Origin of the sequence: Amycolatopsis azurea DSM 43854, from assembly GCF_001995215.1 — a bacterium.
Classification (GTDB): Bacteria; Actinomycetota; Actinomycetes; order Mycobacteriales; family Pseudonocardiaceae; genus Amycolatopsis; species Amycolatopsis azurea.
Genome location: NZ_MUXN01000035.1, coordinates 32,197 through 51,007, shown reverse-complemented (window position 1 = coordinate 51,007; position 18,811 = coordinate 32,197). Strand labels below are relative to the sequence as shown.

Below are 18,811 nucleotides of genomic sequence, written 5' to 3'. Positions count from 1 at the left end.
CCGGGCGGCGGCCGCCGCCCGGCGGGTTCCGGCGCTGGGGGCGGCGCGGGGGTTCCTCACCCGGCCAGCCGGGTTCGTCGGCTTCGCCCGGCCATTGGGCACGGCGAGGTGCATCAGGCTCCTGGCCAGGCCAGGAGCGATTGCGGTCGTCGTTCACGAATGGGCCTCCCAGACCGGCGCTTCGGGGGTCGCCGCTCTGTGCTCAACTGCGTTTTCGATACCTGTCACTGACCCGCTGTCCTCTGCGACCGGGTCCGTGGCCGGGTGCTTCCCGGATCTCCTGTTCCGAGGACGTAGGACCGCACCAGGTGGTTCCAGTGACAGCTCCGGCAGACCTCGACCTCGTAGACGGTGAACTCGGCGAAGTGCCCGTCCATCCGCATCAGTTCTTCCGGTGTCTTGGCGGACCCGGCGACGTGCTTGAGCTCCTCGCCGTACACCCAGGACACCAGGGTCAGTTCCTCCCGATGACAGACCGGGCAGTCCTGCTCACCTGGTCGTCCGTGGAATTTCGCGGCCCGCAGGAGGTACGGACCCGCGTCGCAGACGTCGTATGTGCCGACCCGTCCGGAGTGGACGCCCTTGAGCAGCGCGCGCCGCTGTAAGGCGTAGTCCACGACCTGCCGCTGGTTTCGCACGCCAACAGAGTACGGGCTCTTGCTGTGTGGTCCACGCCCCGTTCTCGGCGGGACGGTGCGTGCGCGGTCGGACACGCCGAAGATTCGATAACTCTCCGGTGAATTTAGTCCGGTTCCGAAGCGCTCGATCGGGGTTAGCTACACCACTCCGATGTATCGGCGCGATATAGTGGGCCGGTAGGTTGACCGAGCCGGTCTCGGTGGCCAACGCGACCGGTCGCGGTTTGTTCCCGGAAGGGGGTGCGGTGTGCTCGAGCTCGCGATCTTGGGGCTGCTGCACGAGACCCCCATGCACGGTTACGTGCTGCGCAAACGTTTGCACGAGACGCTCGGGATGTTCCGGACGTTCTCGTACGGCTCGCTGTACCCGACGTTGCGTCGGCTGCTCCGTGCCGGTTACCTCGTCGAGGAGCTCGAAGAGGTGGAAGACCGGGCATGGGCACGCCGGGGCAAACGCGTGTACAAGCTCACCGCCGAGGGCAAGGAACGGTTCGCCGAACTACTCGGCGACGCCGGCCCGCAGACATGGGACGACGAAGGCTTCGGCGTCCACCTGGCGTTCTTTTCGAGGACACCGGCCGACGTCAGGATGCGAATCCTGGAAGGCCGTCGTCGTCGGGTCGAGGAACGCCGAGAAGGACTTCGGACGGCAATGGCGCGGGCCGAGGAGAAGATCGACCGCTACACCCGTGAGCTGCACCGGCTCGGGCTGGAGTCCAGCGAGCGGGAGGTGCGCTGGCTCAACGAGCTCATCGCGCACGAACAGGCCGAGCAGCGCGGACCGGAGACCTGAGGCGCTCTCCGTGCCCGCTGCGGATTACCTACAACTGTTGGACTAATGAAGGAGAAACCGGCATGGGCGAGAACCGCCGCGTTCGGGTGGCCATCGTGGGCGTCGGCAACTGTGCGGCCTCGCTGGTCCAGGGCGTTCAGTACTACCGCGACGCAGATCCCAGCACCCGCGTGCCCGGTTTGATGCACGTCGTGTTCGGCGAGTACCACGTCCGCGACATCGAGTTCGTCGCCGCGTTCGACGTGGACGCCAAGAAGGTCAGCCGCGACCTGTCCGAGGCGATCTTCGCCAGCGAGAACAACACCATCAAGATCGCCGACGTGCCGCCGCTGGGCGTCACCGTGCAGCGCGGTCACACCTACGACGGGCTCGGCCGGTTCTACCGCGAGACCATCGAGGAGTCCGACGAGGCCCCGGTCGACGTCGTCGCGGCGCTGCGCGAGGCCGAGGTCGACGTGCTCGTCTCCTACCTGCCGGTGGGTTCCGAAGAGGCCGACAAGTTCTACGCGCAGGCGTGCATCGACGCCGGTGTGGCGTTCGTCAACGCGCTGCCGGTGTTCATCGCCTCCGACCCCGAGTGGGCGGAGAAGTTCCGCGCGGCAGGCGTGCCGATCGTCGGCGACGACATCAAGTCCCAGGTCGGCGCCACCATCACGCACCGCGTGCTGGCGAAGCTGTTCGAGGACCGCGGCGTCCAGCTCGACCGGACGATGCAGCTCAACGTGGGCGGGAACATGGACTTCCTGAACATGAAGGAGCTGGAGCGGCTCGAGTCGAAGAAGATCTCGAAGACCCAGTCGGTCACCTCGCAGGTCGACCGCGAGCTCGGCAAGGGCAACGTCCACATCGGGCCGTCCGACTACGTGCAGTGGCTCGACGACCGCAAGTGGGCCTACGTCCGGCTCGAAGGCCGCGCCTTCGGTGACGTGCCGCTGAACCTGGAGTACAAGCTCGAGGTGTGGGACTCGCCGAACTCGGCGGGCATCATCATCGACGCCGTGCGTGCCGCGAAGATCGCGAAGGACCGCGGCATCGGTGGCCCGATCCTGTCGGCTTCCTCGTACTTCATGAAGTCGCCGCCGGAGCAGTACGACGACGCGACCGCGCGCGACGAGGTCGAGAAGTTCATCGCCGGCGAGGCGTGAGCTTCTTCTGACGTGAGCTGAAGGCTCCCGTCACCGCATACGACGCGGTGACGGGAGCCTTCGCTGCTTCAGGAGTAGGTAGGACTACTTGGTCAGGCGTGAGTACAACGCCGCTACCTGCTGTTTCCCCCGGTTTCGGGATGCCTGGGTCATTGAATCGGCCTGTTCTGCTCCGTAGTGTGATCGATTGACTACCGGAGCAGGGGAGGGCTCATGGCTGGTTATGACGTGGTGATCGAGAAGATCAGAGGTACGGGGCGAGCGGCGACGCGGGTCGCGGAAGGGCTGCGCGGGGCGACGTGCTCGGCGGCGGTGCCGTCGGGCGACGCCGGCATGCCGGGAGCGCGCTGTGTGGGCAAGCTCGCCGCGGTCAAGCAGGCCTTGCGGGATCGTGAGCAGGGCTACGAGCGGCGTCTCGACACGCATGCGGCGAGTATGGCGAAAGCCGCCGACCTCTATAGCAGTCGTGAAGACGCTGCCACGGCGGATCTCTCTGTCCCGGCGCAGTCGACGGGTGGGAGGAAGCCGGTCTGATGGTCACCTGGGCTGATGTGACTCGATGGGATTCCGCACCTCTGCAAGGCGCGGTCGGTGAGGTCAACACCGCGTACAACAAGGTCGTCGCATGCTCGGAAGACCTGCGCGGCATCACTACGGCCGACGGCTGGCACGGCACCGCGGCCGGAGCCGCTGCGGACGAGGTCGATCAGGTCATCGACGGCCTTGAGGAGTACGCCGCCGAGGTCGCCTCGTTGCGCCGAAGCGCGGGGGACGTCGGAGACGCGATCAGCGGCGTCATGAACGGCGTCAAGGAAGTCGAGGGGCTCGCCCGCGCCCACCACTTCACCGTCGGTGGCGACGGGGCGATCGTCGACAACGGGCCGCCCCCGGACACCCCGGAGGATCAGAGGGAAGCCGTCGCCCGCGAACGGGCGACGATCGCGGCGGAACTGCGCGATCGCGTTTCCGAGGTGCTCAGGAGCGCGACCGACATCGATGACGACTTCTGCCTCGTGCTCGACCGGATCATGTCCGGACAGACCATCGACGCGACCGGCAACGACAACGAGAACACCTCGCTCGCCGCGGCAGGCAATTCCGGCGCTGCCATGGGATCGCTCAGCATCCCCGCGCCACCGCCAGAGGGCGCGACGGCGGCTCAGAACGCCGCCTACTGGGCGACCTTGAGTGAAGCGCAGCGGACCCGGCTGGCCATGGACCGGCCGGAACTCGTCGGACCACGGGACGGTTTCTCGGCAAAGCAGCGCGACATCGCCAACCGTGAACTGTTGGACCGGCAGCAGTCCAGGTTGCGGCATGAACGCGACGAACTACAGCGAAAGATCACCGAGTTCCCTCGAACCGGAGCCGGTCAGATCAAGCTCAACGACCGGCTGGAGTTCGACGCGCTCAAGGCGGATCTCGACGAACTCGACGGGAAACTTCGCGGTCTCGACGACATCGACCACCGGCTTTCGATGAGCGATCCCGCCAGTCCGAACTACGACCCCACCAAGCAACGGCCCTACGTGCTGCGCATCGATGACGCGGGCGCAGGCCGGGCTGTCGTCGCGATGGGCAATCCTGATACGGCGCAAAACGTCGCGACCTACGTGCCCGGTACCGGGTCGGAGCTTTCCAAGGTCAACGGTGACCTCGGACGAGCGGACAGCATGGTCAGCGCCGCGCAGCAGGCCGGAGCGAAAACACCGTCGGTGATCACTTGGATCGGCTACGACGCACCGCCGGGCCTCATGGACGCTGCGAACGAGAGTTTCGCCGACAACGGGAAACATGCTCTCGACAGCTTCCAGGACGGACTGAGGGAAAGCCATCAAGGAGCTCCCTCTCACAACACAGTCCTCGGGCACAGCTACGGCACGACCCTCGTCGGACACGCTGCGAGAGACGAGCACCTCGCCGTAGACGACATCGTGCTCGTCGCCAGTCCGGGCGTCGGTGTCGATCACGCGAGCCAGCTCAACATGCCTCCCGAGCACGTGTACTCCACGACGGCCGCGAACGACGCGATCAACATCACCAACTTCCCTCGTATCGAGGGGCAGGGCGATCCCCTCGACCCCCTCGGTCCCGACCCCACCGACCCGGAATTCGGCGGCAGGACGTTCACCTCGGATCCAGGCCCAAGTGGCCCGATTCTCGGCAACAGCGAGGCCGCTCACAGCGAATACTGGACGCGAGACAACCCCGCTCTGCGCGACATGGGCCGAATAATCGCGGGAAAGCAGCCAGGTAATTGATGCAGAACAGGAAAGTGACCTTCTCAAGTGCGGCGTCGGCGATGCTGCTTCTCTGTGTCGCGAGTTGTGACAGTCCTCAGGAGGGCGAAGTGGGTGGCACGATAACGATTCAAGAGGCGAACCAGCGGCTTGAAGGCTATATCCAGCAGGCAAAGACGGCTCTTCCGGCGTCAGCCGTGTTGGTGCTGCGCGGGCAGAGCAAGGAAGCGCCTTGTGATGATCCGAGTGACAACGGGCCGAAGGGGCGGGTCGTGGCCGATCGCGGTTACCAGGTGACCGGCCTGGCTGCTGCGGGTATTTCGGAGTACTTCAGTGCTCTGCGCTCGTGGGCGCAGAACAACAACTACCAAGTCCTGCAAGAGAAGCAGAACCCGCAGTACCTCTGGCTGGAAAGGCGTGACGACGGATTCCGTCTGGCGTTGGATTCCAACGAGTCCGGCGAGCTGTATCTGAACGGCTCGTCGCCCTGCGTCTGGCGCAATGGCACACCGGAGCCGACCAGCTAGGCGTCGGGCAGTGACGCCAGTGCGGCGGGTAGATCCGTGATCGACCCGATCACCGTCGTCTGCGCCAGCACCGCCGGATCCGGCGGGAAGTGCGGATTCGGCACCGCGTACACCGTCATCCCTGCGGCCAGCGCCGCGCGCAACCCGTTCGTCGTGTCCTCGACGGCCGCGCAGTTCTTCGGCTCCGCGCCCAGCAGTTCGGCCGCCTTCAGGTAGACGTCGGGCGCCGGTTTTCCCGCGCCGACCTGCTCCGAGGACACCGCCGTCGGCACCGGTAGCCGCGTGATGTCCAGGAACGCCTTGATCAGCAGCGGCGGCGACGAGCTCGCGATCGCCACCGGCCAGTGCTTCGCGACCTCGCGCACGACGTCCGGGGCGCCCGGGATGATCGGCGGCTTCTCCGCGTACCGCCGCGCCATCCGTTCGATCACCACCTGCGCGACGTCCGCCGGACGGAGCTGGACGCCCAGGTCGTGTGCCAGGTAGGCGGCCCATTCCGGGGTGCTCATCCCCTGCATCGCCCTGGTCGACTCGTCGCGCCAGGTGCCGTGGAACTCGTGGACGACGGCCCGGCGGACCTCGTCCCATGTCGTTTCCGAATCCACCAGGACACCGTCGAGATCGAAGATCACCGCTTCCACGCCTTCAACCCTAGGCGTTGGCACCCTGTGCGGCAGATTACTTAGCCATGCTCAGTAATTTTAGTTAGCATGGCTAAGTGACCACGAAAGTCGCCGACCTCGCGCACCGGCTCCGCCCGCTGGTGTTCCGGCTGTACTACCTCGTCCGCCGGGAGACCCCGCAGGTACAGCTCACCCTCACCCAGGGATCGGTGCTGTCGGAACTGTTGAACGGCGGACCGCGCCGGATGAGCACGCTCGCCGACCTCGAACGGGTCCGGATGCCGACGATGACCGACGTCGTCCGCCGTCTCGAACGGCTCGGCCTGGTCAGCCGTCGTCCGGATCCCGCCGACGGCCGGGCCGTGCTCGTCGAGGTCACCGAGGTGGGGCAGCGCTTCCATCGCCGGTTGATCGTCGCCAGGGAGGAATTCCTCCGCGAGCGGCTCCTCGAACTGGACGAGTACGACCGCGCCGCGATCGAAGCCGCGCTCCCCGCCCTCACCAGGTTGCTGCGGCACGAAACTCAGGAAGACAAGAAGGAGGAACTGATCCGCGATGAGCGCTGAGTCCCACTCGAGCCTGTTGGACGCCCTGAAAGGACAGCCCAAACAGGTATGGATCACCGCGTTCGCCGCGGTCATCGCGTTCATGGGCATCGGGCTGGTCGACCCGATCCTGTTGTCGATCGCCGAAGGCCTGCACGCGACGCCGTCCGAAGTGACCCTGCTGTTCTCCTCCTACCTGGGCGTCCAGGTGGTGGCCATGCTCTTCACCGGTGCCATGAGCGCCCGCTTCGGCGCCAAGCGCACGGTGATCACCGGCCTGTCGCTGATCGTGCTGGCCACCGCGCTGTGCGCCGCCGCCGGCTCGATCGAGCAGCTCGTCGGGCTGCGCGCGGTCTGGGGTCTCGGCAACGCCTTCTTCATCGCGACCGCGCTGTCGGTGATCGTCGGTGCCGCCGCCGGTGGCCAGTCCGGCGCGATCCTGCTCTACGAGGCCGCGCTCGGTGTCGGTCTCGCGGTCGGCCCGCTGCTGGGCGCCCTGCTCGGCAGCATCTCCTGGCGCGGCCCGTTCTTCGGCACGGCCCTGCTGATGGCCGGCGCGCTGGTGCTCTGCGCGGTCTTCCTCCGCAAGGACGCCCACGAGGACCGGCCACGTATCCGCCTGCTCGACCCGATCCGCGCCCTCAAGCACACCGGCCTGCTGCGCACTTCGATCGGTTCCGCCCTCTACACCGCGGCGTTCTTCGCCGTCCTCGCCTGGTCGCCGTTCGTGCTGGAGTGGAGCGCGGTCGCGGTCGGCCTGGTGTTCTGCGGCTGGGGTCTGTGCGTGGCGGTGGCGGGCGTGGTCCTCGCCCCGCGGCTCGCGGCGAAGTTCGGCGAACGGCACGCGACCGTGCTGGCCGTGCTCGCCTACGCCGTCCTGCTCGCGGTGATGCTGGTGCCGAGCAAGCCGGTGCTGGTGGCCGCGATCATCGCCTCGGGTCTGGTGTCCGGCCTGCTCAACACGCTGTTCACCGGGATGGCGATGTCCATCAGCGACGCTCCCCGTCCGGTGGCCAGCGCGGGCTACAACTTCCTCCGCTGGATGGGCGGCGCGGTCGCCGCGACCCTGGTCGGCCACGTGGCCGAGTGGTTCGGCTCGCCGCACGCGCCGTTCCTGGTCGCCGCCGTGCTCTGCGTCCTCGCCGGTGGACTGCTCGCCGCGCGCCGCACCAAGCCGGACGTGTACCGGGTGCCCGAGGAGGCCGCGCTCGTCGGCGAAGAGTTCTGATCTGTACGGAAAGTGAACAATGGACCAACGGGGGGTTTCCTCCCGTTGGTCCATTGCCCTAGCGTCGACCTCCCGAACTGCCTGACCGGAGGTCCGCGTGAAGTTCCTTCCGTTACTGGCCGGCCACTCACCAAGCCGGGCTTCAGTGACCTGTACCTATCGCTGTGGCGACGCGTGCTTCCACGACGCCCCGAACACCTCGGACAACCCCACCTTCGCCGAGGTGCTCGGCGCGGTGAGCCGCCGCGGCGCGCTGAAGGCGACCGCCGTCGTCGCGCTGGCCGCCGGAACCCCGATCGCGCTCGCCGCGCCCGCGTCCGCCGAGCCCGGGGCCGCGCCGACCGGCCGCCCGAAACCGCCGCCGGGCACCGACTACCGGCGCGTCCAGCCGAACACGCTCGACGCCGTCGTGGTGCCCGAGGGCTATGAGCAGGGCATCGTGATCCGCTGGGGTGACGCGGTCCTGCCTGGCGCGCCGGAGTTCGACTTCGACCACCAGACCGCCGAGGCGCAGGCGAAGCAGTTCGGCTACAACTGCGACTTCGCCGCGCTGCTGCCGCTCGACCGCTGGGGACTTTGCTCGCTCCTGGTCACGAACCACGAGTACACCTCGGAAGAGTTCATGTTCCGCGGTTACGACCGCGAGAACCCGACCGAGGAACAGGTCAAGATCGCCTGGGCCGCACACGGCCTCACCGTCGTCCAGGTGTCGCGCGGACGCGACACCGGGCACCTGCGGCCGAAGATGTCCCGCTACAACCGGCGGATCACGCTGCACACCCCGTTCAAGGTGACCGGTCCGGCGGCGGGCAGCGACCTGCTCAAGACCGCCGCCGACCCGACCGGCACGGTGGTGCTGGGCACGATGAACAACTGTGCCGGTGGGGTCACGCCGTGGGGCACGATCCTCTCCGGCGAGGAGAACATCAACCAGTACTTCGGGAACGCGGAGACGGTGACCGATCCCGTGGCGCGCAAGCGATTCGCGCGTTACGGCATCAAGGGAACCGCGACCACCCGCAAATGGGAGCGGTTCGACGCGCGCTGGGACATCGCCAGGGAAGCGAACGAGGCGCACCGGTTCGGCTGGGTGATCGAGCTGGACCCGAACGATCCGGACAGCACCCCGGTCAAGCACACGCATCTGGGCCGGTTCAAGCACGAGACGGCGAACATCCGCGTCGCCAAGGACGGCCGCGTCGTCGCCTACTCCGGTGACGACGAGCGTTTCGAGTACATCTACAAGTTCATCTCCAAAGGGCGGATGAAGCCGGGCGACAGCGCGCATGCCCGGCGGCACAACATGACCCTGCTCGACGACGGCACGCTCTACGTCGGCCGGTTCACCGGCGACAGCCCCGTCGCCGAGATCGACGGCACCGGGAAACTGCCCAGTGACGGCGAATTCGACGGCAGCGGCGAGTGGATCCCGCTCGCGTCCGGCAAGAAGTCCTTTGTGGACGGAATGACCGCCGACGAGGTGTACGTCTTCACGCGCGAGGCCGCCGACCGCGTCGGCGCGACCAAGATGGACCGCCCCGAGGACATCCAGGCGCATCCCCGCACCGGCCGGATCTACTGCGCGCTCAGCAACAACGTCGAACGCGGCAACCCCGGCAAGGAAGGCGCCACCGAGCCCAACCCGCGGCTGAACAACAAGCACGGTCAGGTGCTGGAGTTCGAGGAACGCCGTGGCGACGCGCTCGCGCTGACGTTCAGCTGGCGGCTGTTCCTGGTGTGCGGCGATCCGTCGTCGCCGGACACCTACTTCGCCGGGTTCCCCAAGGACCAGGTCTCGCCGATCTCCAGCCCGGACAACGTGGCCTTCGACAAACACGGCAACCTGTGGATCTCCACCGATTCGGCGGGCGCGCTCGGCATCAACGACGGCCTGTACTCGGTGCCGCTGGAGGGCCGCAACCGCGGGGAGCTGAAGCTGTTCCTCACCGTGCCCCGCGGCGCGGAGACCTGCGGGCCGATCGTCGAGGAGAAGATCGTCACGGTCTGTGTCCAGCATCCGGGTGAAATCGACGGGGCGAATGCCGACAAACCGGCCTCCCATTGGCCCGACGGAGGCGGAAATCAGCCCCGTCCGTCGGTGGTGGCGGTCTGGAAACCCGGCAGGCATGGCCTGGCGGACATCGGTTCTTAGTCGATAACCAACGATCTAGCAGTACTTTTGGTCGATGGCGCGCCGCCGGTCCGGCAGCGCGCCATCGCTCGTTCGCGCGCTGTTCATCTTCTGGCCAGGACCGGCTCTTGTTCGTCGCTTAACGTCACGGCGTTCCCCCGACTGGACTACGTGAACCCACCGCGAACATGGAGGCCCTGTGTCCTTCGAGCCTCAGCGGCTCCTGCCGTTGATCACCTCACATCCCGGCGGCCGCTCCGCGGTCACCTGCGAGTACCGCTGCGGCAACGCGTGCGCCCACCCCGAGCCGAACACGTCGGACAACGAGTACTTCGGCGACGTCGTCAAGAACATGCTGTCCCGTCGTGGCGCGTTCAAGGCCGGTGCCGTGATGGCGGCGGCCGCCGGTGGTTTCGCCGCGCTGTCCGGCACCGCCGCCGCTGCCGAGCCCACCGACGTCGCGGCCGCGGGGCACGGCAGGCCGGGCCGCCCCGGCCGTCCGGTGCCCGGCACCGACTTCGAAGCGGTGCCGCCGAACAAGGTCGACGCGGTCACCATCCCCGAGGGCTACGACCAGCGTGTCGTCATCCGCTGGGGCGACGCCGTCGAGTGGGGCGCGCCGAAGTTCGACTTCCACAAGCAGACCGCGGCCGCGCAGGCCAAGCAGTTCGGCTACAACAACGACTTCGTCGGCCTGATCCCGCAGGACCCGCTGGGCATCGGCAACCTGCTGGTGGTGAACCACGAGTACACCACCGAGGTCCACATGTTCCCGGCCGACCAGTACGACCCGGCCAACCCGACCGAGGAACAGGTCAAGATCGCCTGGGCCGCCCACGGTCTTTCGGTCGTGCAGACCTTCCGCGACCCGATCGGCGGCGCGCTGCGCGCCGTGCCGAGCCCGTTCAACCGCCGCATCACGCTGAACACCGCCTTCGAGGTGCGCGGACCGGCGGCCGGTTCGAAGTTCCTCAAGACCTCCGCGGACCCGACCGGCCGCAAGGTCTTCGGCACGCAGAACAACTGCGCCGGCGGCGTGACCCCTTGGGGCACCGTGCTTTCCGGTGAGGAGAACGTCAACCAGTACTTCGCCAACGCGGCGAGCGTCACCGACCCGGTCGCGGCCGCGCGCCTCAAGCGCTACGGCTTCTCCGGCGCCGGGACCACCCGCAAGTGGGAGCGGTTCGACAAGCGCTGGGACCTCGCGCAGGAACCCAACGAGGCCAACCGGTTCGGCTGGGTCGTCGAAATCGACCCGAACGACCCGAACTCGACGCCGGTCAAGCACACCGCGCTCGGCCGGTTCAAGCACGAGGCCGCGAACATCAAGATCACCAAGGACGGCCGGGTCGCCGTCTACTCCGGTGACGACGAGCGCTTCGAGTACATCTACAAGTTCGTCTCCAAGGGCAAGTACAAGCCGGGCAAGAGCGCGCACGCGCGCCGCCACAACTCGGCGCTGCTCGACGACGGCACCCTGTACGTCGCCCGCTTCACCGGCGACAGCCCGGGCGAGATCGACGGCACCGGGAAGCTCCCCAAGGACGGCGAATTCGACGGCGTCGGCGAGTGGATCCCGCTGGTCTCCGGCGACAAGTCCTTTGTGGACGGTTTCACCGCCGAAGAGGTCTACGTGTTCACGCGGCAGGCCGCGGACAAGGTCCAGCCGACCAAGATGGACCGCCCCGAGGACATCGAGCCGAACCCCGTCAACGGCCGGATCTACGCCGCGCTGACGAACAACAGCGACCGCGGCGCGGCGGGCAAGGCGGGCGTCGACGAGCCGAACCCGCGGATCAACAACCGCAACGGGCACGTCCTCGAATGGGAAGAGGACCGCGGCGACTCGGCGGCCACCAAGTTCTCCTGGCGGCTGCTGCTGGTCTGCGGTGACCCGAAGACGGCGGACACCTACTTCGGCGGCTTCCCGAAGGACCAGGTCAGCCCGATCTCGTGCCCGGACAACGTCGCGTTCGACCGGCACGGGAACCTGTGGATCTCCACCGACGGCAACGCGCTCGGCTCCAACGACGGCCTGTTCTCGGTGCCGGTCGACGGCCCGGAACGCGGTCACGTCAAGCAGTTCCTCTCGGTGCCGGTCGGCGCGGAGACCTGCGGCCCGGTGGTGACCGACCACCTGGTGCTCGTCGCCGTGCAGCACCCGGGCGAGAACGCCGCCAGCTCGGCGAACCCGACGTCGCACTGGCCGGACGGCGGCACCACGCAGCCGCGGCCGTCGATCGTTTCGGTGTGGAAGAAGGGCCGCTGGGGCCAGGTCGGCCGCATCGGCGTCAAGTAAGCCCGTGACCGGGACGCCGCTGCCGTGGGAAGACGGCAGCGGCGCCCGGTCACTCTCGGTTCTGCCTGATCGGGGCCCTCGTCGACACGGTTCAGCGATTACGGAACCGGGGACGGATAACTAGCTTCAGCCCTGTGAAACGGGCACTGGTGTTGATGACGGCCGGAACACTCCTGCTGGCCACGGGCGCTTTTCCCGCACGGGCGCAGGCCCCGGACATCCCGTCCGGCTGCACCGGCGGTGCCGCGCCGAACCCGAGCGTGGAGCAGGGCAGCCCGCCCACCGGGTACACGTTCAACCCGGCCGCCCCGGTGCCCGCCGGCACGTCGAGGAGCAAGCACCCCCGGCTGTCGACGGCGGGCGGTTACCAGCAGGACGGCGGCAAGTACGCCCTGATCTCGACGCCGGACAAGATGGTCAGCACCGCCTACGCGGCGATGAGGTTCGTGCCCGGCGCCGTCTACACGCTGACCGGCTGGACCGGCACTAACGACGTCAACCTCCGGCGCGCGGACGCCGTGCGGGAGACGGGACTGCGGTTCTACAACGCGTCGGACAAGGTCGTCCTGGAGAACAAGCTCAAGGTCGCGCACGCCGTCGAGACCGACGGCAAACTGGCGAGGCAGGACTTCCCGGCGTCGGTCGCCCCGCCGACGGCGAGCTCGGTGAAGTTCTTCGCCGCCACCGACCACAACTGGGTCATGTGGGACTGCGTCCACCTGCGGATCGACTCGTTCTCGGTGAAGGCCGAGGTACGGGATCCGGCGAGCGGCGCCTGGGGTGCCACGGCCACCATCGAGGCGGGCACCACCGCGAACTACCGCTTCACGGTGACCAACGACGGCACCACGACGCTGGCGGCGGTCAAGGTCGACGACCCGTACTGCGACGCACAGCCGACGCCGATCGCGACCCTCGACGCCGGCAAGTCCGCGACCGTCACCTGCGACCACAAGAACGTCACCGAAGCGGACAACGGCCACGTCAGCACCGTGACCGTCTCCAGCGGCGCGCTGCCGAAGAAGACCTCGACCACGACCATCAAGGTCACCCCGCCGCCCGCGATCGACGAGATCGGCGAGTTCGTCTGGAACGACGTCGACCGCAACGGCCTCCAGAACGACGGTGAGCCCGGTGTCCCGGGTGTGAAGGTGACATTGAAGGACGCGTCGGGCACTGCGCTCGGCACGCTCACCACGGACGCCGGCGGCAAGTACCGCTTCACCAAGCTGAAGGACGGCATCTACCAGGTCTGCTTCGACATCGGCGCGCTTCCGCCCGAGTTCGCGGGCTACACGTACACGGCGAAGGACGTGGGCGACGACGCGAAGGACTCCGACGCCGATCCGACGTCGGGCTGCACGGCGACCACCACGGTCGGACCGCGGAAACGGCAGGACCTGACGCTCGCGGCGGGGCTCAACGCGCCGATGAGCAAGCTGGGCGACTTCGTCTGGCTGGACAAGGACAAGGACGGCCTGCAGGGCCGCGACGAGCTCGGCGTCCCGGACGTGAAGGTGACTTTGAAGGACGCTTCCGCGAAGGAGGTCGGTTCGACCGTGACGGGGCCGGACGGCCGGTACTCCTTCGGAAGCGTGCTTCCGGGCTCGTACCAGGTGTGTTTCGACGCCGGGGCGCGGCAGCTCACCCGGGCTGGCGCCGCGCAGTACAACGGCACCGATTCGGCGGCGGACCCCGCGACCGGATGCACGCCGGTGGCCAAGCCGGGGGCGCCGGAGGATCTGACCAGGGACGCCGGGCTGATCGAGCCGTAATTGTCGGTGGGTGCCGCTAGCGTCGCCCACCGTGACCTCCCACCTCGATTCCACCCGCGAGTCCTACGACACCGTCGCCGAGGACTACGCGATCCGGGTCGGACAGCTCTTCGACCAGGAGCCGATCGGCCGCGCGATGCTGGCCGCGTTCGCCGAGCAGGTGCGCGGCGCGGTCGTCGACGTCGGCTGCGGCCCGGGTCATGTCACCGCCCACCTGGCGTCGCTCGGCCTCGACGTCGCCGGTGTCGACTTGTCGCCGAAAATGGTCGAGATCGCCCGTCGTCGGTACCCTGACCTGCGGTTCTCCGTCGGCTCGATGACCGCCCTCGACCTCCCCGACGGTGAGCTGGGCGGTCTCGTCGCCTGGTGGTCGATCTTCCATCTGCCGCCCGAGGAACTCCCGAAGGTGTTCGCGGAGTTCCGCCGCACGCTCGCGCCCGGCGGCCGTCTGCTGATCGGATTCCACGTCGGCGACGAGCGGCTGAGCCCGGAAACGGCGTACGGCCACCCGGTCACCTACGACGCCTACCTGCTGGAACCCGGCAGGATCGCCGACCTGCTGGGTCAGGCGGGCTTCGAGGTCGCCGCGCGGCTGACCATGGAAGGGAGGAAGCGGCCTCAGTCGTGTCTGTCCGCCCGCGCGGTTTGACTCGCCGGTCGCGGGCCTGATCTCCTTCGCACGCAACCGAGCCGGGCGGAGCCATGACGCAGACGAACACGACCACGGGCGAGAACACGCCCGACTGGCCTTCGCGCGCCTGGTTCCGGCGGCCGTCGACCTGGACGTGGTTCGGGTTCGGCCTGGTGCTGATGGTCTACGCCGACCTGGCCTGGAGCCGCCGCTGGATGAGCGACGACGGGCTGATCGTGCTGCGGACGGTCCGCCAGATCCTCGCGGGTAACGGGCCGGTGTTCAACATCGGCGAGCGCGTCGAGACCAACACCAGTCCTTTGTGGACGGCGGTGCTGAGTGTCCTCGGGATGATCCCGGGGGTGCCGCTGGAGTGGATCTCCGTGGTGACCGGGCTGGTCTTCTCGGTCGCCGGGCTGTTCTTCGGCCTGGACGGCGCCCGGCGGCTCTACCAGCCGTTGGCGTTCCACGGGCTCGCGCCCGCCGGGGCACTGGTCGTCTGCGCGCTGCCGCCGTTCCGCGACTTCGCGACGTCCGGACTGGAGACCGGCCTGATCACGTTGTGGCTGGGCGGCACCTGGTGGCTGCTCGTCCTCCGTCTGTCCACAATAGACGATTTGCGGACCTGGCCGGTCGCGCTGGTCGCCGGGCTCGGGCCGCTGGTGCGGCCGGATCTCGCGCTCTTCAGCGTCGTCGCCTTGTCGGCGCTGCTCGTGCTTTCGTGGCCGGGACGCCGTCGAGTGGTGGGGTTGCTGGCCGTGGCGGCCGCGCTTCCGTTGGCGTATCAGGTGTTCCGGATGGGCTACTACGGTCTGCTGACGCCGAACACCGCGTTGGTCAAGGAGGCGTCTGAGGCGAACTGGGCGCGCGGCTGGGCGTACTTCGTCGACCTTGTCCAGCCGTACTGGCTCTGGCTCCCGCTGCTGTTGCTCGCGGCCGTCGTCGTCACCGTCGCGTCCACTGTGGACAAAACCTTCGCGGTGCTCACCGCGGTCCCGGTCGTCGGCGCGGTGCTCCTTTCGGCGTACGTGGTCAGGGTCGGCGGGGACTTCATGCACGGGCGCATGCTGCTGCCGGCGCTGTTCTGCCTGCTGCTGCCCGTGCTGGCCCTGCCGGTGACGAGGCTGACCACGGTGTTCCTGGTGAGCGTCGGGATCTGGGCGTTCGCCGCCGGGTCGCTTCGCCCGCCGTACTCCGCTGCTCCGAGTGCTGTCGGCGTCACCGACGAGCGGGCGTACTGGTCGAAGACGACAGGGCACGAGTACCCGATCCTGGCCGAGGACTACGCCGGCCACCCGCTGATGCCGTCGACGCTGGACGCCATCCACGGTGTGAACGGCCCTGCGGTGCTGGTCCAGGACTACGCGACCAGACGCTGGTACGCGTACCCGACGGACCGGCCGTACGTGACCGTCGCCGCGGACAGCATGGGCGCCCTCGGCGTGCTGATCCCGCTCGACATGCGGCTTCGCGACGGTTACGGCCTCGCCAACCCGTTCGCCGCGCATTCGACGGCGCTCCCCAACGGCAGGCCTGGACACCAGAAATGGCTGCCCCCGGTGTGGGAACTGGCGAATTCGGCGCGCCTCCCGATCGCCGAGGGCGGCCCGGCCCGCGCCGCCGACGTCGCGGCCGCGCGGGTGGCGCTCAGCTGTCCGGAGATCGCGGCGATCGACGCGTCGGTGCGGGATCCGCTGACGGCCGGACGGTTCGCGGACAACCTCATCGGGTCGTTCACCCGCGGCTCCGTGCGGTTCTCGCGGGTGGTGACGCCTCCAGTCACCTGCGGTACCTGACCCGCCCGCGGTGTGTCGTCCCTCCAATCACGCGAGATCGCCCTCCAATCACGCGAGTTCCGTCTCTGATCACGCGAGATACGCTTTCGAGCACGCGAGATCGCCGTACTAGCGTGGCGGCCATGGCTGATCTCCCCCTCGCCCTCGTCACCGGCGCCACCCGCGGTATCGGCGCCGCGGTCGCCCGCGCGCTCGCCCCCACGCACCGGCTGCTGCTCGGCGGCCGCGACGCCGACGCGCTCGGCGAACTGGCGGGCACGCTGCCCGGCGCCCGGGCGTGGCCGGTCGAGCTGACCGATGCCGAGGCGCTGGAAGCGGCGACCGCCGAGTTCGGCGAACTGGACGTGCTGGTGCACTCGGCCGGCGTCGCGCGGCTCGGCACGATCGAGGAGACCACCGACGCCGATTGGCGGGCGAACTTCGAGGTCAACGTGCTCGCCGTCGTCACGCTGACCAGGCAACTGCTGCCCGCGCTTCGTACCGCGAAGGGGCATGTCGTGGTGATCAACTCGGGTGCCGGGCAGAACGCGCGTCCGGGCTGGGGTGCGTACGCGGCGAGCAAGTTCGCCGTCCGCGCCTTCGCCGACGCGCTGCGGGAGGAGGAGTCCACGCTGCGGGTGACGTCGATCTACCCCGGCCGCACGGACACCGAAATGCAGCAGGCGATCATCGCCGACGAGGGTCGTGCTTACGAGCCGGAACGCTTCCTGCGCCCCGAATCCGTCGCGGCCGCTGTTCTTGCCGCGGTCAGCGCCACCGGCGACGCGCACCCGACCGAGGTGACCCTGCGCCCACGGGGCCTGGTCTGACTCCGCTCCCGCGCTTTCCGGCTTGTGCCCCCAATGTCGCATTGGAGACGCTCAGCGTCCCTAATGCGACATTGGGAACCTTGCTGCACCCGCCCGGCCGCGGTCGTGTCGCGAAAGCCACTTTCAGGACCTCAGGTGTCCCCAAAGCCACTTTCGCGACATCCGCACCCGCCCGGCCGAGGTTGTCCACAGCCCCTCACCGTTGTGGACAACCTCGCCCCCGCCAGCGCTTTCCCGCAGTTCCCGCCCCCAACCCCCGATAGACTGGCCTCGGGGCCGCCCCCTGGGATGGGCGGGGGGCTGGGTAGGTGAGTTAAGAGCGCAGACGTGCGGAGGTGTCGGCGACTTCGGCCTGGACTTGCGTGCGGTCGACCCGCAGGGATTCACCGTCGCCGACGACCTGTTCGCCTGCCACCCACACGTCGCGCACGCGGCGTGAGCCGGCGGCCCACACCAGGTTGGAGAGCAGTTGCTCGTCCGGGACGTCGAGGCCCGCGGCGAAGGCGGGGTCGTCGAGGTCGACGTGCACCAGGTCGGCCCACCGGCCGGGTTCGAGCGCGCCGATGTCGGTGCGGCCCAGCGCGTCGGCGCCGCCGCGGGTGCCGAGCAGGAAGGCGTCGGCCGCGGTCAGCACGGTCGAGTCGCCGGTCGCGAGCCGCGCGAACATCGCCGAGAGCTGGAGTTCCTCCCACAGGTCGATGTCGTCGTTCGACGCCGGGCCGTCCGTGCCGAGCCCGATGGCGACGCCCGCCTTGCGCAGCTCAGTGACCCGCGCGATGCCCGAAGCGAGCTTCGCGTTCGAGCCGGGGCAGTGCGCCATGCCGACGCCGCGCGCCGCGAACAGCGCGATGTCCTCGTCGGACAGGTGGATGGCGTGCGCGGCCAGGGTCCGGCCCCGCAGCATCCCGACCTTCTCCAGCAGCGCGGGCACCGAGCCGTGCGCTTCACGCTGCTTGACGTCTTCGAGCGCCGCCTCGGCCACGTGGATCTGCACCAGCGCGCCGCGTTCGGCCGCCGATTCCGCGGTCGCCCGCAGTGCCTCTTCGTTCAGCATGTACGCCGAGTGCGGCCCGTAGCCGACCTCGATCCGCTCGCCGGGGCCGAACCGGAGACCGTCGGTGTCGATCCAGCGTTCGATGCCCTTCAGCATCGCGCGCCAGTCCATCCCGGGCAGTTCCATGATCGGCGGGCCCAGGATCACGCGGCCACCGGTGGTGAGCACCGCGTCGGCGAGCTGTTCGCCTTCGAAGTACATCTCCGCGCTGGTCGTGACACCGTGCCGCAGCATCTCGACCGAGCCCAGCACCATGCCGGTGCGGATGTCGGCGGGCTTCAGCTTCGCTTCGGCGGGCCAGATGATCTCGGTCAGCCACCGCAGCAGCGGCAGGTCGCCGCCCATCCCGCGCAGCAGCGTCATCGGGCTGTGCGCGTGCGTGTTGACCAGACCGGGCAGGAGAAGACCGCTCAACCGGGTCACGGGAGCGGACGTTTCGGGAGCTTCGGCAGCGGGGCCGACATGGGTGACACGCCCGGCCTCGTCCACGTCGACCACGGCGTCACGCAGCAACGAGCAAGCGGGGTCGGCGGGGAGAACGACAGGAGCGTGGAAACGGCGTTGCATGACCGAGAGC

General features: G+C 68.6%; 16 protein-coding genes. 13 read left to right on the top strand and 3 right to left on the bottom strand.

Going from position 1 to position 18,811, the window contains the following annotated elements:
* Nucleotides 1-224: 224 nt before the first annotated feature.
* Complete coding sequence (locus B0293_RS40705; protein WP_005168207.1) at nt 225-638, bottom strand: DUF5318 domain-containing protein; 414 nt, start codon at nt 636-638, stop codon at nt 225-227.
* 247 nt (nt 639-885) lie between these two features.
* Between B0293_RS40705 and B0293_RS40700 the strand changes: the two genes are divergently transcribed.
* From B0293_RS40700 to B0293_RS44565, 5 genes are all read left to right on the top strand, one after another.
* On the top strand, nt 886-1,431 hold the full coding sequence (locus tag B0293_RS40700; protein ID WP_005168208.1) for a PadR family transcriptional regulator: 546 nt from the start codon (nt 886-888) through the stop codon (nt 1,429-1,431).
* A 62-nt stretch (nt 1,432-1,493) separates the two neighbouring features.
* Nucleotides 1,494-2,576: an inositol-3-phosphate synthase gene (locus B0293_RS40695; RefSeq protein ID WP_005168209.1), complete on the top strand. Its 1,083-nt coding sequence runs from the start codon at nt 1,494-1,496 to the stop codon at nt 2,574-2,576.
* A 213-nt stretch (nt 2,577-2,789) separates the two neighbouring features.
* Nucleotides 2,790-3,110, top strand: a complete 321-nt coding sequence (locus B0293_RS40690; RefSeq protein ID WP_005168210.1) for a hypothetical protein — start codon at nt 2,790-2,792, stop codon at nt 3,108-3,110.
* Nucleotides 3,110-4,837 (top strand): alpha/beta hydrolase, encoded by a 1,728-nt coding sequence (locus B0293_RS40685; RefSeq protein WP_005168211.1) that lies wholly within the window; start codon nt 3,110-3,112, stop codon nt 4,835-4,837. The genes B0293_RS40690 and B0293_RS40685 overlap by 1 nt, the downstream gene beginning before the upstream one ends.
* Nucleotides 4,837-5,343: a hypothetical protein gene (locus B0293_RS44565; protein WP_245192191.1), complete on the top strand. Its 507-nt coding sequence runs from the start codon at nt 4,837-4,839 to the stop codon at nt 5,341-5,343. Before B0293_RS40685 ends, B0293_RS44565 begins: the two co-directional genes overlap by 1 nt.
* Here the strand turns inward: B0293_RS44565 and B0293_RS40675 are convergent.
* Nucleotides 5,340-5,984 (bottom strand): HAD family hydrolase, encoded by a 645-nt coding sequence (locus tag B0293_RS40675; RefSeq protein ID WP_005168213.1) that lies wholly within the window; start codon nt 5,982-5,984, stop codon nt 5,340-5,342. The two genes, B0293_RS44565 and B0293_RS40675, sit on opposite strands and share 4 nt — an antisense overlap.
* 77 nt (nt 5,985-6,061) lie before the next feature.
* On the opposite strand from B0293_RS40675, the gene B0293_RS40670 reads away from it, so the two are divergent.
* From B0293_RS40670 to B0293_RS40635, 8 genes are all read left to right on the top strand, one after another.
* Nucleotides 6,062-6,532, top strand: coding sequence for a MarR family winged helix-turn-helix transcriptional regulator (locus tag B0293_RS40670; RefSeq protein WP_005168214.1), 471 nt, complete (start codon nt 6,062-6,064; stop codon nt 6,530-6,532).
* Nucleotides 6,522-7,739 (top strand): MFS transporter, encoded by a 1,218-nt coding sequence (locus B0293_RS40665; RefSeq protein ID WP_039920039.1) that lies wholly within the window; start codon nt 6,522-6,524, stop codon nt 7,737-7,739. Before B0293_RS40670 ends, B0293_RS40665 begins: the two co-directional genes overlap by 11 nt.
* Before the next feature lie 97 nt (nt 7,740-7,836).
* The gene (locus B0293_RS40660; RefSeq protein WP_029715428.1) at nt 7,837-9,891 is read left to right on the top strand and encodes a PhoX family protein; all 2,055 of its coding nucleotides are present in this window, start codon (nt 7,837-7,839) and stop codon (nt 9,889-9,891) included.
* A 178-nt stretch (nt 9,892-10,069) separates the two neighbouring features.
* Nucleotides 10,070-12,169, top strand: coding sequence for a PhoX family protein (locus B0293_RS40655; RefSeq protein WP_005166989.1), 2,100 nt, complete (start codon nt 10,070-10,072; stop codon nt 12,167-12,169).
* Between the two features lie 134 nt (nt 12,170-12,303).
* Entirely contained in the window at nt 12,304-13,944 is a 1,641-nt protein-coding gene (locus tag B0293_RS40650) for a DUF7850 domain-containing protein (RefSeq protein ID WP_245192149.1), read from the top strand.
* Between the two features lie 31 nt (nt 13,945-13,975).
* Nucleotides 13,976-14,593, top strand: coding sequence for a class I SAM-dependent DNA methyltransferase (locus B0293_RS40645; protein WP_005166993.1), 618 nt, complete (start codon nt 13,976-13,978; stop codon nt 14,591-14,593).
* Between the two features lie 53 nt (nt 14,594-14,646).
* The gene (locus tag B0293_RS40640) at nt 14,647-16,371 is read left to right on the top strand and encodes a hypothetical protein (RefSeq protein ID WP_005166995.1); all 1,725 of its coding nucleotides are present in this window, start codon (nt 14,647-14,649) and stop codon (nt 16,369-16,371) included.
* A 122-nt stretch (nt 16,372-16,493) separates the two neighbouring features.
* On the top strand, nt 16,494-17,180 hold the full coding sequence (locus B0293_RS40635; RefSeq protein WP_005166997.1) for an SDR family oxidoreductase: 687 nt from the start codon (nt 16,494-16,496) through the stop codon (nt 17,178-17,180).
* Between the two features lie 313 nt (nt 17,181-17,493).
* Here the strand turns inward: B0293_RS40635 and B0293_RS40630 are convergent, their stop codons facing one another.
* The gene (locus B0293_RS40630; protein WP_005166998.1) at nt 17,494-18,801 is read right to left on the bottom strand and encodes an amidohydrolase family protein; all 1,308 of its coding nucleotides are present in this window, start codon (nt 18,799-18,801) and stop codon (nt 17,494-17,496) included.
* Nucleotides 18,802-18,811: the final 10 nt, after the last annotated feature.

Coding starts and splice junctions, on each gene's coding strand:
- B0293_RS40690 (WP_005168210.1), top strand. CDS start 2,790: ATGGCTGGTTATGACGTGGTGATCGAGAAGATCAGAGGTACGGGGCGA.
- B0293_RS40685 (WP_005168211.1), top strand. CDS start 3,110: ATGGTCACCTGGGCTGATGTGACTCGATGGGATTCCGCACCTCTGCAA.
- B0293_RS40630 (WP_005166998.1), bottom strand. CDS start 18,801: ATGCAACGCCGTTTCCACGCTCCTGTCGTTCTCCCCGCCGACCCCGCT.
- B0293_RS40640 (WP_005166995.1), top strand. CDS start 14,647: ATGACGCAGACGAACACGACCACGGGCGAGAACACGCCCGACTGGCCT.
- B0293_RS44565 (WP_245192191.1), top strand. CDS start 4,837: ATGCAGAACAGGAAAGTGACCTTCTCAAGTGCGGCGTCGGCGATGCTG.
- B0293_RS40665 (WP_039920039.1), top strand. CDS start 6,522: ATGAGCGCTGAGTCCCACTCGAGCCTGTTGGACGCCCTGAAAGGACAG.
- B0293_RS40695 (WP_005168209.1), top strand. CDS start 1,494: ATGGGCGAGAACCGCCGCGTTCGGGTGGCCATCGTGGGCGTCGGCAAC.
- B0293_RS40635 (WP_005166997.1), top strand. CDS start 16,494: ATGGCTGATCTCCCCCTCGCCCTCGTCACCGGCGCCACCCGCGGTATC.